Origin of the sequence: Parabacteroides goldsteinii DSM 19448 = WAL 12034 (assembly GCF_000969835.1) — a bacterium.
GTDB classification, from domain to species: domain Bacteria; phylum Bacteroidota; class Bacteroidia; order Bacteroidales; family Tannerellaceae; genus Parabacteroides; species Parabacteroides goldsteinii.
This window is the reverse complement of sequence record NZ_KQ033912.1, coordinates 2,826,752-2,840,810: the sequence shown is the minus strand read 5'-3', so window position 1 is coordinate 2,840,810 and position 14,059 is coordinate 2,826,752. Positions and strand designations below refer to the sequence as shown.

Sequence of the window (14,059 nt, the reverse complement as noted above, 5' to 3'; positions counted from 1 at the left end):
AGATAAACAGGCGGCAAGTTATAAAAATATTTTGAGAAACATGATCTGACAGTAAAATATCAACGAATTATAACCTTTTCCATAAAAATCATAGAAAGACCTCCCATCTTTTCTTTCGAAACGATATGGTAACCTACTTTTTCATACAGATGTAAGGTATTGGGCGTTTCCTCTCCGGTAAACAACACTAATTTACAGCAAGCCGGAAAATACTTTTCAATTTCATACATCAGGGCCTTACCGATTCCCTGATTCTGATATCCGGGATGCACAATCAATTTACCGACATGGCAAACATCATTGCTATCTACATACCCCCGGACCAATATTGCAATCCACGGGTATGGTCGTTGTGCCCATGGGACAAAGCGATTACAGAGACCTGTGCCAGGTCTATCCCCAACGCCTTTGCATTACGGATGTAAACATCCGAATAACCGGTATCGAGCAACAAACGGGTTTCACCGTCTTCTATATAATAACAGACCGCCGGTTCCCCCAGATAATACTGATCTATATATGTATTATTATCTACCAATACCGTTAGTTTCATAAATTTCTCAATTAAAAATTATAAAAGGCCTTATATCTCTCCCCGGCCTCTTCCAATAACTCTCTATCCAAATCCGGACATTCGACAAAGAAGGATGTTTCAAACGAAATTCCACCTTTCTTTTTTACTTTTTTCCAGTTACCGACAATCTGCCCGTTATATAAAATGACCGGATAAAATATACCGAAATTATTAAAGGCCTTCGGATGGTGTTCTTTATCCATCGCAGCGGTACGATCTTTGTAACTGATAAGATATTCATCAAAAGGAGGCATAAAATGTAATACATTGCCAGTCCTGAACTTTTTGTCCCACAGCTGATGGAGAAACAATTCCTGCGAGGCAAATTTCTCTTTATTCAATTCACCGTCGATTGCAGCAATTGCCTGACGTGCCTCTGCCACAGGTAAGCCCGACCACCAGACAAAATCACTCAGGCTGGCCGGCGAATGGCTTCTGAAATATTTTCTCGCAAGCAAAGCCAATGCTTCCTCCTTATGTAATTCTTTAACCTTAGGAGCACGTTCTTCCAATAGAGCATAGGTCGCCTTTTCTTTTCTATCTGCTCCGCTGCATATAATACCTTCCTGTTCTGCCCGTGTGAAAAGATAACCTAATTTAGGAGAATCAGGCATAATACCAGCCTTCACAATCTCATCTTCCAATTCTTGTTTTGTAAGATGGTTATTACCCTCCAATACCTTTTGAAACAAATCATTCGCTTTGGTGTAGGTACTTTCAGGAATATCCACTCCGTTACCTTTAGCAAAGGAGTTGCACGCTGCTATGATCCGTTGCGACGATAACTTCAGCATCCAACGGATATCTTCCGCTGCTACCAGATGCCAGGTGGGACGCATCACATGAGTCCGCAGAATATTTCCCCGCTGATACGCATCGTTAATAGTCTGTAATGTAGCTGATTTCAGCCGTATTCCCAGCGCCCACTTAACCATTCTATACTCCTGTGCCTGGACAGCTCCCATCCAAGAAACCAAATCCTTGGGATCTTTAAATTCCGGACGAACTAATTGCTGACTTCGCAAACGGATATCGGTGAGCATCTTACTCATATTTTTTGAAGTTATACTTATTACGCAATAGCTGTTGCTCATCCGCATCCAACGACGTGAAATAGGCTTTCCAACCCGGACAATAATCAATGTGCCAACGCCAGAAACGACCTAATAACGACCGTGGATTTTTTTCAAATTTCGCCCGTATCGGGCATTTGCTGCAATTGTGTCCCATGATATTTTATTGATTAATATTTCTACAAATATAATTATTGTTTTCAGAATTGCACTTTTAATCTGTTTATCCTGTTTGTTTTCCTAATTCTTTCTATTTTTGTGACCAGTATTCTTCGGGGCAGGGCGTAACTCCCTACCGGCGGTGACAGTCCGCGACTCCTCTGCAAAACAGGGGACTGACCTGGTGGAAATCCGGGACCGACAGTTAAAGTCTGGATGAGAGAAGAAGACAATAACGATAGTACGACAATTCTACCGGCATAGTCATTATGCAGGAAAAATGTTGTATATAGTATTCCCTCCTGCCCTGTAGCAATATGTTAACGATTTAACAACTACTTAAATTACAGGGTTTGAAAATGAAAACGATCAAAAATTTCGGTGTTGACTACAAAGAACGTGTAGAAAAGGCGATCAGCTGTTTACAGGCAGGAAAAGGTATTCTGCTGGTCGATGACGAGAACAGGGAAAACGAAGGAGATATTATTTATTCCGCAGAAAAGATGACAGTAAAAGACATGGCTTTGATGATCCGTGAATGCAGCGGCATCGTATGCCTGTGCCTCACTTCCGAAAAATGCAGATCACTCGGTTTGCATCAGATGGTAGACGACAACACCAGTAAGAACCAGACAGCATTCACCATCTCGATAGAAGCCAAAGAAGGGATAACCACCGGAGTCTCGGCTGCCGACAGGATACAAACGATAAAAACGGCAATTGCCCTAGGTGCCAAACCGGAGGACTTATCCCATCCGGGACATGTTTTCCCCCTGCAAGCCAAAGATAACGGCGTTTTAGAACGAAGGGGCCATACCGAAGGAAGCGTAGACCTGGTGAAACTCGCCGGCCTGGGAGACACAGCCGTTTTATGCGAACTGACAAATGAAGACGGGACAATGGCACGCATGCCGGAAATCATTGATTTTGCAGAAAAACACGGGATGACAGTCGTCTCGGTCGACGACATATGCCGATTCAGGACAGAGGCTTAGTTTCGCAAAACAGCAAGGACCTTCACAAGCCCTTGCTGTCACCATCAATTATGTTGAATACCTCAATCTTCTGTAAGCACAGAAAATTCAGCAATTCCAACACGTTTAGCATTATCCACTATTCGTGTTGCCTTAAAGATTAATTTTTGACCTTTCACAGGATTAAAATGTATTTCCTGTTCTATCGGATTGTTTTTGATATTCGAAAATTCACCGGAAGCAACTATTTTACCATCTACCAGTAGCTGATAATTGGAGATATGACCACTCGCATCACGCCCTTGATTCGGAGTATAAACAAAACCTTTGATCACATGCGGTTCAGCCAGTTCAATCGCCAACTCATTTTTACCTTCCGGCAGATAATAAGTCGAATAACCGTTCCCGTCAAAGAGCAAAGACGTACGATCATCGACAGGGTTTACAACTTTATAATCAGTAGCCGGAAGATCGAAATATCGCATGCCGACTGGTCCCGTTTTACCCGATTGAGGATCGCAAGTAATGGCTTTTACGGTTCCTTTTGTATCCCATATAAACGGTGTCTCATATTTTGCAGATTGGGCAGTCGGTTCCGTTCCATCCGTCGTATAATAAATATCGGCACCTTCACTTTCTGTTCCGATGCGTACTTCGTTTTTGGCATTACGCATAATATAGGGTTGTTCCAACAACGGAGGGGCCAGGAAAGCCTCCACATTATTGATACACAACGGACCTTTCGATTCTGTAAAACTTATACGAAGGGCATCCGCCGGAGTTGTTTTAAAACGAACGATACGTTTATACCCGATCGTCGAAAGCGTATCGGCTGTTTCAACAGGCATCCATTTCCCGTCTTTCTCTACTTCCAACGTAAAAGCACAAACACGTTGCCCCAACGGGATATATTCCTGTATCAGCACCCGGTTCAGAGAAGTTCCGGCAGGTAACGGGAATGTCAACGTCCCGGTTGTCACCCCATCAGAGGTAGCCCAATAAGAATCCCAGTTACCATCCGTTACATTGGCAGCTTTATACGTTCCACCACGGGTTTCACTGGCTTTCGGTTTGATATCTTTCAGTAAATTATCTTTCAAATCTGCCGTGATGGTATGATACCAGTCGACAGCGCGTGCCGAATCGACCGGATGAATCTGCCCGCTCAAAGCGACCGGGAAATTCAACAGGAAATTGGCATTATGCCCGACACTGCGATAATAAAGATCCACCAGATTAGGAACGGTACGGACCTGATGGTCTTCGCGATGATGATAAAACCATCCCGGACGGATAGAGACATCGCATTCTCCCGGCAGCCATTTATCACCGTCTTTCATTCCCCACTGGGCCTGGCTGTAATGTTCTTCTTTATCGTATGAATAAGCAGACCAGTTCGTTTCGCCCGCCCAGCCCGACTCATTACCGATCCAGCGGATATCCGGAACGGTTCCACCAAAGATCATGGCATCCGGATGCTTGGATTTAATCATTTCGCGGGCCGTCTCATAGCCGTAATATTCTTTCGGATTAATGGAACGGCTTTCGTCGGCACCGCCGTACCATCCGTTTCCGCCATTCGCCCCATCGAACCAGAATTCGAACAGCGGACCATAATTGGAAATCAGTTCGTTGATCTGTTCATGATAAGTTTTCTGATAACCTTCCCGTCCATACTCGGCATTATGGCGATCCCAGGGAGAGAGATAAAGGCCGAATTTCAGTCCGTATTTCTTACAGGCATCCGACAGTTCACGGACCATATCGCCTTTTCCGTCTTTATAAGGAGAATTTGAAATATTATAATCGACCGTTTTTGTAGGCCACAGACAGAAACCGTCATGATGTTTGGCCGTCAGTATCACCCCTTTCAGTCCGGCCGCCTTAATGACACGCACCCACTGTTCGCAATCCAGGTCAGTCGGATTGAATGTTCCGGCAGGCGTATTCCCATATCCCCATTCCAGATCATTGAACGTATTCAGTCCGAAATGTACAAAAGCATAATTTTCCATTTTCTGCCAGGCAACTTGTTCCGGAGTCGGAACAGGCAAGACGGGAGCAGGCGGAGCCATTTCCTTACAAGACAGAAGTTGGCTGGCACAAAAAAACGTAATCAAAATGTGTTTCATGTTCATAACCTCTTTACTTTAATGATTTGTTTTCGTTTTATTTTCCCATAAAAGATACTTTACTGTTCTTTCCTTCTTTTATTTGCGATGCCAGTTCATACATATTTGTCTTCACCCTTCCTTTGATAAATTCCGGGATATTATATGACTGAGTCAGGAATGTATAATAATCTGTCGATTGTTGAGGCAACAGAAAGGGCTTTGAAAGAACACCATCTTCCCCAACATGAGCAATAAAAGGACGTGTATACAACCCGTCCAGACGGCGGCTGCTAAACACGACCCATTTGCTGTTGGAAGACCAGGAATGATAGCTGTCGGTTTCCGGACTATTTACTTTTTCCGTAGAAATCCGTTCACCGGTTGCCAGATCAAACATACACAGATCGGCATCCTTATGCCAAATTGGAAACGTCCCGTAATCGGTAGTCGTACAAAGTAAAAACTTTCCGTCCGGCGATACCCGGGGAAACAATATACTGTGTTGCTCGGTATCCGCCCGATAAATCGTATCGACCACAGAGCCGAATGTCCGGCTTTCCGGATCAAACGGAATACGGCAAAGACTATAACGGAGTTCTTTCAGACCGCCAGGTACTTTCAAGGCCGGAGCCGAACAGAAAAAAAGGAACTTCCCATCTGGAGAAAAAGTAGGGAATGTCTCAAAACGATTCTTTGAAAACAAATGCCCGGTTGTCAGGACAGTCTGTTTTTCCACATCATAAACAACAACGTCCGACGCTTTATCATATACCTCCGTCCGGTGGACCGGATGGGTATCTTGGGTTGTATTGTTAACCGAAAAAGCAACATATTTCCCTGACGGATGCCACGACGGATAAACCAGCGAAGAGATAGTCTTATCTGTCTTTGTATCCAACGTTTCTATTTTCTCCCCGTCAATCAACACCGTACAGCCATATTTAGAACGCACATGGAACAACATCTTATCCGGGTCCTGCATACAAAACGAATGGCAGTTCATGCAATTACTGTCCGTCAGACGGTTTTCAAGAATAGGATCTTGCCTGAAAGAAGCCAGTTCCCGCTGATAGATCCCCATCTTCCCCCATAACTGATATCCCGGATCAATCAAACGATAAGCGATATAAGGGTCGATCGGGTCCGTCGAAACCTGGATATGGAAGGGCAGAAAAGCATTCCACTTTCCTCCTTCTTCCAGCAAAACAGAAACCTCTATCCGTTTCCCGGCGGCTGAAGCCAACAACTTTTTCCAGTCTGAGTCCGGAATCAAGAATGTCCCATCCGAAGCATAAACAAAAAACAAATATCCCTCCGTATGAAACACAGCACAAGCCTTCCCAACTCCCCGGACCGCAAAATTAAGCGGGGCGATCGTTTCGGGAATCGTTACTCCGGTATAATCCGGATAGATCGCCGGCTGCTCGTTTATCTGCCCTGAAGCGACAGGGGACTGTTGGGAAGAACAACCTCCCAGCATTAATAAAACCAATATGTAGAATAGGAATTGTTTCATTTATCAATTGTATTAAACATATAATAAAACCAGTATGTCTTACCATATTCAGAAGCCAGCACAGTTGCCGGAGACTGCCCGAAACGGGAACTATCCTGTACCTTCTGCATAAAAGTGATCGCCTTGTTCCTAACCATCACACTGACTCCATGTTCCAACCAGAAATGCGGGTCATTCGGATTGCAAATCACAATAGCTTCCTGTTGGCTCTCAGTCATTTCAGGCCAGGCCGGAGTCCCGTAAAGGGTTTCCTGCAACGTTTTATATGTCCCGATGTCCTTATTCAGCAACAGGAACGATGTCAGATACTGGAGACCGGCCTTATTATCCGGACATGCCGGAACAAGATGTATCAGCGTACTGACCGGATCCGTATATAATTCAGGGATAGCCGCTTCCGCCTTCCAGCAACGACGCTTCAATCCTAAAACAGCATCTTGTTCAACCGCCCGGTCATCATATAGAAAACGCCGGTAAGAAGATGCCCATTCCTTATAATACCAGGTACTTTCCAGCAGACAGATATATTTTTCCGCTACCGGATAAGCTCCTGTAATAATATTTGTCTCCATCAGTCTTTTCAGCATCCGTGGATTACCTGACGGACGGGAACTGACCAGGGCCTCAAAAGCAAATTTCTGGGAAGTACTGATAATCCCCATACAATAATATAAATCACTATGTAGCTCAGCGGTAAAAACCGACTGATCCCAACGCAGCATTAATGACTCTATCCCCCGCTGAGGATATTCGAACAACCGTTCCGACAATTGCCCGGTATGGGCCAATGCCAGATTCAGGTTACACATACGGCGTTTAGACAATACGGTCTGATCAAATTCCGATATCACTTTTTCCCACTGCCCGGTACGGACATAATAATCCTGTCTAAATTGATCGAGAGCTGCCAACTGTCCAAAATGCGTGATCCCCTCATACGCAAGTAATAAAATAACCAGCCATTGACATCCTTCCAGCCAGCATCTTCCTTTTAATGATGCAGGTGTTTTATATTTCCTCAAATAAGCGGCCAGCAGCATTGCTACCGGAAGGGCATACCATGCATAATAGATCCCGGGAGCTTTCTGCAACGGATTACAATAAGCATCAGGGAGAAATGCACAAGTCAAATTCCGGCTAACTCCCAGATATACACCGACAACAGCCGACAATACAGCTATCAGCAAATAAACTATACTTGCGTATTTCTTCTTACCATTGGTTAGAAATTCAAACAATAATACGGAGATGGCAAACAGATGTACAACCGGTCCGGCCACTCCATACAAAATCGGGATCACACAAATCCCATAAATAAACCGTATCTGTGATTTCAGTCTTACATACAACCATAAAAAAAGTAATAGAAACAGATAGGCAATTGTTCCTTGCTCATAATAATCATAATTCAGATGCATGACCAGCAAAGAGAGCCAGGGAAGTAAATAAACAAGGGGAAGATCCCCCCGTAAACTAATCTTCTTTATAACCGAAGAAGATAACAGAACTATCCAGGTCAGAAGAAAAGCCGAAATAACAGGCCCGCCCCATAAAACGATATAAAACTGAGAAAGAAATTCTGAAATATAAAGTGCACCCCCCCCCGCCTGCTTCAATGTCGCAGCCGCATATTGCCACGTGAACTGAAACATTTGTAATTGTTCCTTAAATGGGAACAGGAAACAAAAGACAAAATAAAAGACTATCGCTTGCAAAAGAAACAAGAGAAGCCCGAATACTAAATATTTATGTTTCATTTATATACGACAAGTGTCTGTCTGAATGAATATTAATTATAAGGAATACGTAAAGTCACCTTTTATAACTCGGCGCATTCCTTATAGAATATCGTACTTATTCAAAAACCAATTCTCTTTCAACAACGGTAGTGTGTCCTGCTCCATCCCATAGTTGAACAGTTAAAGTATATCGTCCCGGCGTTGAAACATTGGCAATAAAAGTAGCTACTTGTATGCCACATCCTTCGAGTTTGACAGAAGATGTAACTCCTCCTGGTAAAAACCATGCAAAATCAAACATTTTAGAATCAAATCCCGGCACTGAAACTTTGGGTTGAACTATGAATCTATAGTTTGTATTACAATAAAAAGGGCCCATAACCAAACCCTAGTTCATAAGTTTGAATTTCCATTTCCGGAAAACCATTTTCCAATATATCTGAGTATCTTACTTGGGTCACATTTTCAGACTCTGTGCCTGTTGTTACAGCATAAATATTGGGGGTAAAACCTAGAAATGAGAACAGGAGTAAAAAATAATATGCTTTCATAATACACTATATTAAAGTTACCAATATTCTTTGTAAAGAGCACCTCAATGAATTTAAGGTGCTCTCTCGTATTTAATTAATTCCAACCCGGATTTTGTCCAAGATCAGGATTTAATGTTACTTCATCCATCGGAATAGGTTCAAGGAAACGCTTGTCATTCGCTGTCCATTTTCTACCATCAGGATACAGACCTCTCACTTTATATTGCATCAGATAAGTCTTACCTTCAAACTCCATAATCGGACGAGCATTTTCTCCGTCACCAAAAGTAATACTACTAGTTGCATACAAATCGCGAACTGCATCTGTAATACGAATACCAAACATTGTTTTGGGATTTTCGAAAACTTTCATAGCATTCCAACGCTTCAGGTCATCCAAACGGAAACCTTCTGAGATCAATTCAATACGACGCTCACGACGTATTTCATAAATCAACGGAGAAACAGAATAACCATAATCAATAGCTTTCGGATCAGCAACAGGATTAACTGTTAGATGGGCCATTTCCACACGATCACGTAATTGATTTATTGTTTTATCCAAAACATCCTGCGTACATTTTCCTAATTCTGCATTTGCTTCTGCATTAATCAGCAGCACTTCTGCATATCGGTAAACAAACCAGTCATAAGTTGTATGGTTTGCTTCAGCCTGTAGCAATAACGGAGAACGATATTTTACACATGGATAACCTGTAACAGCACTACTTCCATCACAATTAGGATATAAATTTACCTGACGTTCTCCATTTACAACCTGATAAGGTTTGTGGGTATTATCAATAATCTGATACATACGCGGATCACGATCTGTAAACTCATCATCCAAAGTAGCATCACCTTTATACTGATCACTTATAGAGATCGGTTTGCCATCTTTACAGAGAAATGACTCAACAAAATCTTTCGACAAACCAGTCCCCAAAGAACCAGCCTGACGGGCTGTTTGATGCATCAATACACCATCCAAATAAATACGAGCCAAAATACATTCTTTATTTGATGTCAAATCTTCCTGTATAAACTGATTAGAATAAGACAATGGATATCCTTCAAAAGGCATCTGTCCGCAACCAGCATCCGAGCCTTTCACAATGGCATAGTTACCTGTAGCCATTATAGTATTAGTAATATCAACAGCTTTTTGCAATAATTCTTCTGATGAAGGAGAACCTGATTCATTATGATATTTCTTATAAGTACCATAATACAAACAAACACGTGCTAATTGTGTACGAGCTGCATCTTTAGTTAAACGGCCGCTCACTGCCTGTCCATAATCAGGTAGCCATTGAATAGCAAACTCCAAGTCTTCAATCATTTTACCTAATACATAATCACGCGAATCTCTCTTTTTGTACAATTCTTCAGTATCCGAAGTCTGCAAATCTTTTTCATACCAAGGCACATCACCATAAGCCTTGATCTTATCAAAATAATCCAATGCACGGAAGAAGCGTACTTCTGCCACATAAGGATTAATTTCACTTTCAGAACCTTCTACCGAGCTATAACGTTGCATAAAGAAATTGCAAGCACGAATCTGAGTCCAATCCCATTTCGTATCTTTTGTTGTTGCAGGAATTACTTTTTCATTAAAAAGATAACTATCCGGATTAGTAACAACACAATTATCACTAACATTATCCTTTTCAACACTTGGTTGATCCAGCTTATCATACAATCCTGTTGTATAATATTCAAGATCCGACACTTTAGTCCAGTATGACTTATCAGTGAACGAATCAATTGGTGATTTATCTGTTACATCGCAAGATGTAATCAATCCTGCCAAAGTAACACCAAATAAAATATATTTTACTTTCATACGATTTTACTTTTAATTTAATTAGAACGTCAAGTTTAGTCCGACAGAGTATTTCCTTGAAATCGGATAAGTCATATTACTCAGTGTTTCCGGATCGTAAGAGTCAATCAACGGAGTGAACGTGAGTAGGTTTTCACCCTGAACATATACTCTCAGACGACTGATACCTACTTTATTCATTATCTGTTTCGGGAATGTATAACCTAAAGTAAGGTTCTTCAAACGGATATAAGCAGCATTTTGCAAATAACGATCTGATTTTTGACGGTTACCGCCATGAGTCCAAAGAGGGCGTGGGAAATAAGCACCTGTATTCTCTGGAGTCCAATAATCTAACGCTTGTTTCAAAGGCACATCCCATTGGCTTTTGAATCCCCAAAATGCATAATCGTCACAAAAATAATCACGTTTACCAATACCTTGCCAAAACATTTCAAAATCAAATCCTTTGTATTCGAAACCACCTGTCAAACCATAGCTATAACGCGGAGTCGTGTTACCAATGATCTTCTGGTCACCCATATCGTCCAATGTATTCTTTCCACGAGTGATCTTACCGTCACCATTTAAGTCTACATATCTTACATCACCTGCTTTCCACTGACCACCATAAAATTCAGACTGGTCGGCAGCAGCAGCTTCTGCATCAGATTGGAACAGACCATCCGAACTATAGCCATAGAGCGTATTTATTTTGTAACCTACGTAGTTTTGATTTACAGTATTACCATTTTTATCTGTTGTATACATGGAACCTGTCGGATTTTCAAACCGTGTTATTGTTGATTGATAATCAGCCAATACACCTTTCACCCAATAATTCAACCCATTTTCCAGACGATCATTCCAACTAAGCGATAATTCCCAACCAACAGTTTTCAAATCAGCAGCATTTTCAACTGGCACTTTTGTTCCTAGCACTGCAGGTAAAGCCTGTCCTGCCGTCAACATATCTTTTGTATTACGACGGTACCAGTCAAAAGAAGCAGCTAATTTATTATCCAAGAAAGAAGCATCTGCACCAAAGTCCATCTGATTAACAGTTTCCCAGGTAAAAGAAGAACTAACTAACCCGGAAGGAGTAACAGCAATAGGTCTTGCACCATCGAAAATAATACCATAAGAAGTATTAGTCCCATAAGAAGCCAGATAAGGAAAGTTTCCCAAATCACCTGTAACCTGATTTCCTAATGAACCGTATGAACCACGAAGTTTCATATCATTCCACCAACCTTTCATCGGTTCCCAGAATGATTCTTCAGAAATACGCCAAGCGGCTGATACGGATGGGAAGAATGCATAACGATCATCTTTGGGGAATTTTGAAGAACCGTCATAACGGCCATTGAATTCAAAGAGATAACGTTGTTTATAGTTGTAATTCAAACGGAAGAAGAAACCATTAATAGCCCACTGGCTTTCTTCATATCCTAAGTTCTTTTCACCAGAGGCCAGATTCAATGCAGGATTGCTGTCGTCAATCAAACCTTTACGACCAGCCCAGAAGCTCTTAGTATGCTTATATTCCTGGTTATAGCCGGCCATCACTTTAAAGTTGTGAGTGCTCTCATTAAACGATTTTGTATATTCAGCAAAAGCATTGAATGCTGTATAATAATCTTCCTGATTAGTCATTGTTGCACTACTCGGGTTTGTCCAGGGATAAACACCTTCAGTTCCAGCAACTGCCTTGTATTCAGTAAAACGCTGAACATGCTGTTTAGAGTTCTGGTTATAAACATTGAAAGTATAGTCTGCATTAATAACCAAACCTTCCAGCGGAGTCAGTCTGATTGCCCCCGTCAGCCATAAGTCATTCGTTTTATATTGATTCAAACCACCTTGTTTCTGCAATGCAATAGGATTTGTATTACCACCTTGGCCTGCAAAATAGCGTTGTCCGTCATCTCTATATTCCTTGCCTCCGGAAGTAGTTATACCTCCAGTATAATTAGGATCACTAATAGCCGCTGCCCCTGGAACATTATACAAACGACCGGTATGTCCATGATAAACAGGCATCAACGGACTCAAATCGTTCTTCATCATACCGCTATAAGCTTCAATGCCGGAATAAGCAGTAGTGTTCATCGAAGTTGTACCTCCGGAAGGATGAGCTTCCTTTGTATAAGTATCCATCATTTTGAAAGATACATTCAACCATTTTGTAACATCTGTTGAAACATTCAAATTAGCATTAAACTTTTTATAACTATCGTCAGACTCTTTCAACAAACCTCCAACATCATTAAATCCTACAGATCCATAATACGTAGTTTTTTCACTACCACCATTTACATTTACATTATACATCTGCGAAAAACTGGCTGTTTTATACAGTTCATCGAACCAATCTGTATTACCGCAATATAACCAGTTATTCTGACTTGATCCTTCATCATAGAATTCAGGGTAAGCGTATGTTCCATTGTAGTAAGCCTTTGCATATTCGACAACCTTGGGGTTTAGAGGCGAAGCACCATCACCATTGTTATTGGCATCTGTATACATATTTATATACTCCATGGAGTTCAGACCATGGATGCGTTTGGCCGGAGACTGCCAATATCCGTTTGCACTCAAAGAAACCTGAGGTGCACGTTCTTTCTTACCCTGCTTAGTCGTAATCAGAATAACACCATAGGCTGCCCTGGCACCATAAATAGCAGAAGAAGCAGCATCCTTCAATACAGAAATAGAAGCGATATCTTCCGGATTTACCAGATTCGCATCCATTTGAACGTTGTCAACCAAAACCAACGGACTACCTCCATTAATTGAAGTTGTACCACGTACGTTAAAATCAGAGCCTTTACCAGGGGCACCGCCCTTATTCATTGTAATATTCAAGTTAGGAACAACTCCCTGCAATCCCTGACCCACATTGGCAATAGGACGGTTTTCCAAAACATCGCCTGCAACCTGCGCAACGGCACCTGTCAGGTTTGCCTTTTTCTGCGTACCATAACCTACTACTACTACTTCATCCAAGGCTTGTGAGTCTTCGGCCAAAGATACTTTCAAAGCAATCTGTCCAGTGTACTTGATTTCCTGCGTAACATAACCAATAAAAGAGATCTGGATAATGTCTCCTTTTTTCACTCCTTCCAATGTAAAGTTACCGTCCATATCGGTAACATTTCCATTCGTAGTTCCTTTCACAATAACAGAAGCACCCGCAATCGGACCTAAGGCATCTTCCACCACACCACTAACTTTCCCGCTTTGCTGGGAAACGCTAACGCTTTGCTTTACAGGTGCAATTTCTGCAAAAGCACCAACAGGAACTGCTAAGGCCCCTGATAGCAAAATTAGACTTACTAACTTAGTTTTTTTCAGCATAAAGTTATAATTTAAAGAATACATCTTTTATAAAAAGGGCGACAGTCTTATAGGTAAGTAGATACATTCACTCTCAGGCAATAGAACTGGGCGCACTTTTCATAGTCATTTGCTTGTCATTATTTACATAAGTTCTGAAGGAACTCTGTTTTTCCTTTGTAATAATTCTGTACAAATACTTGATTC

Annotated in this window: 12 protein-coding genes and 1 riboswitch; of the genes, 1 reads left to right on the top strand and 11 read right to left on the bottom strand. The window is 41.7% G+C overall.

All coding sequences use genetic code 11. The annotated features are described in order from the left end of the window. Positions 1–59: 59 nt before the first annotated feature. From HMPREF1535_RS10235 to HMPREF1535_RS25375, 4 genes are read right to left on the bottom strand one after another with little or no spacing between them, the layout of a single operon-like run. Positions 60–326 carry a GNAT family N-acetyltransferase gene (locus tag HMPREF1535_RS10235; RefSeq protein ID WP_052716686.1) on the bottom strand — a complete coding sequence of 89 codons (267 nt, stop codon included), beginning with the start codon at positions 324–326 and terminating at the stop codon, positions 60–62. Next, complete coding sequence (locus tag HMPREF1535_RS10230; protein WP_010800913.1) at positions 308–553, bottom strand: MBL fold metallo-hydrolase; 246 nt, start codon at positions 551–553, stop codon at positions 308–310. Before HMPREF1535_RS10230 ends, HMPREF1535_RS10235 begins: the two co-directional genes overlap by 19 nt. An 11-nt stretch (positions 554–564) precedes the next feature. Further along, entirely contained in the window at positions 565–1,617 is a 1,053-nt protein-coding gene (locus HMPREF1535_RS10225; protein ID WP_046146503.1) for a winged helix DNA-binding domain-containing protein, read from the bottom strand. A 1-nt stretch (position 1,618) separates the two neighbouring features. Next, complete coding sequence (locus HMPREF1535_RS25375; protein ID WP_010800915.1) at positions 1,619–1,804, bottom strand: hypothetical protein; 186 nt, start codon at positions 1,802–1,804, stop codon at positions 1,619–1,621. Positions 1,805–1,911: 107 nt separating this feature from the next. Beyond that, a riboswitch (FMN riboswitch) is annotated at positions 1,912–2,038 on the top strand. A 127-nt stretch (positions 2,039–2,165) separates the two neighbouring features. Here HMPREF1535_RS25375 and ribB point away from each other — a divergent pair. Further along, positions 2,166–2,801, top strand: coding sequence for a 3,4-dihydroxy-2-butanone-4-phosphate synthase (gene ribB, locus HMPREF1535_RS10220; RefSeq protein ID WP_046146056.1), 636 nt, complete (start codon positions 2,166–2,168; stop codon positions 2,799–2,801). A gap of 62 nt (positions 2,802–2,863) precedes the next feature. Here the strand turns inward: ribB and HMPREF1535_RS10215 are convergent, their stop codons facing one another. The 7 genes from HMPREF1535_RS10215 to HMPREF1535_RS10190 form a co-directional block, all read right to left on the bottom strand. Beyond that, a complete protein-coding gene (locus HMPREF1535_RS10215) occupies positions 2,864–4,918 on the bottom strand; it encodes an alpha-L-fucosidase (protein ID WP_082207512.1) in 2,055 nt (684 codons plus the stop codon). 31 nt (positions 4,919–4,949) lie between these two features. After that, on the bottom strand, positions 4,950–6,410 hold the full coding sequence (locus HMPREF1535_RS10210) for a TolB family protein (protein WP_046146055.1): 1,461 nt from the start codon (positions 6,408–6,410) through the stop codon (positions 4,950–4,952). Then, positions 6,407–8,167, bottom strand: a complete 1,761-nt coding sequence (locus tag HMPREF1535_RS10205; RefSeq protein WP_046146054.1) for a DUF6057 family protein — start codon at positions 8,165–8,167, stop codon at positions 6,407–6,409. The genes HMPREF1535_RS10210 and HMPREF1535_RS10205 overlap by 4 nt, the downstream gene beginning before the upstream one ends. Before the next feature lie 97 nt (positions 8,168–8,264). Beyond that, the gene (locus tag HMPREF1535_RS26095) at positions 8,265–8,471 is read right to left on the bottom strand and encodes a DUF5011/hyalin repeat domain-containing protein (RefSeq protein ID WP_148499109.1); all 207 of its coding nucleotides are present in this window, start codon (positions 8,469–8,471) and stop codon (positions 8,265–8,267) included. Between the two features lie 37 nt (positions 8,472–8,508). Further along, on the bottom strand, positions 8,509–8,700 hold the full coding sequence (locus tag HMPREF1535_RS10200; RefSeq protein ID WP_046146053.1) for a hypothetical protein: 192 nt from the start codon (positions 8,698–8,700) through the stop codon (positions 8,509–8,511). 76 nt (positions 8,701–8,776) lie between these two features. Then, positions 8,777–10,531, bottom strand: coding sequence for a RagB/SusD family nutrient uptake outer membrane protein (locus HMPREF1535_RS10195; RefSeq protein WP_046146052.1), 1,755 nt, complete (start codon positions 10,529–10,531; stop codon positions 8,777–8,779). Positions 10,532–10,552: 21 nt separating this feature from the next. Next, entirely contained in the window at positions 10,553–13,873 is a 3,321-nt protein-coding gene (locus HMPREF1535_RS10190) for a SusC/RagA family TonB-linked outer membrane protein (protein WP_046146501.1), read from the bottom strand. Positions 13,874–14,059: the final 186 nt, after the last annotated feature.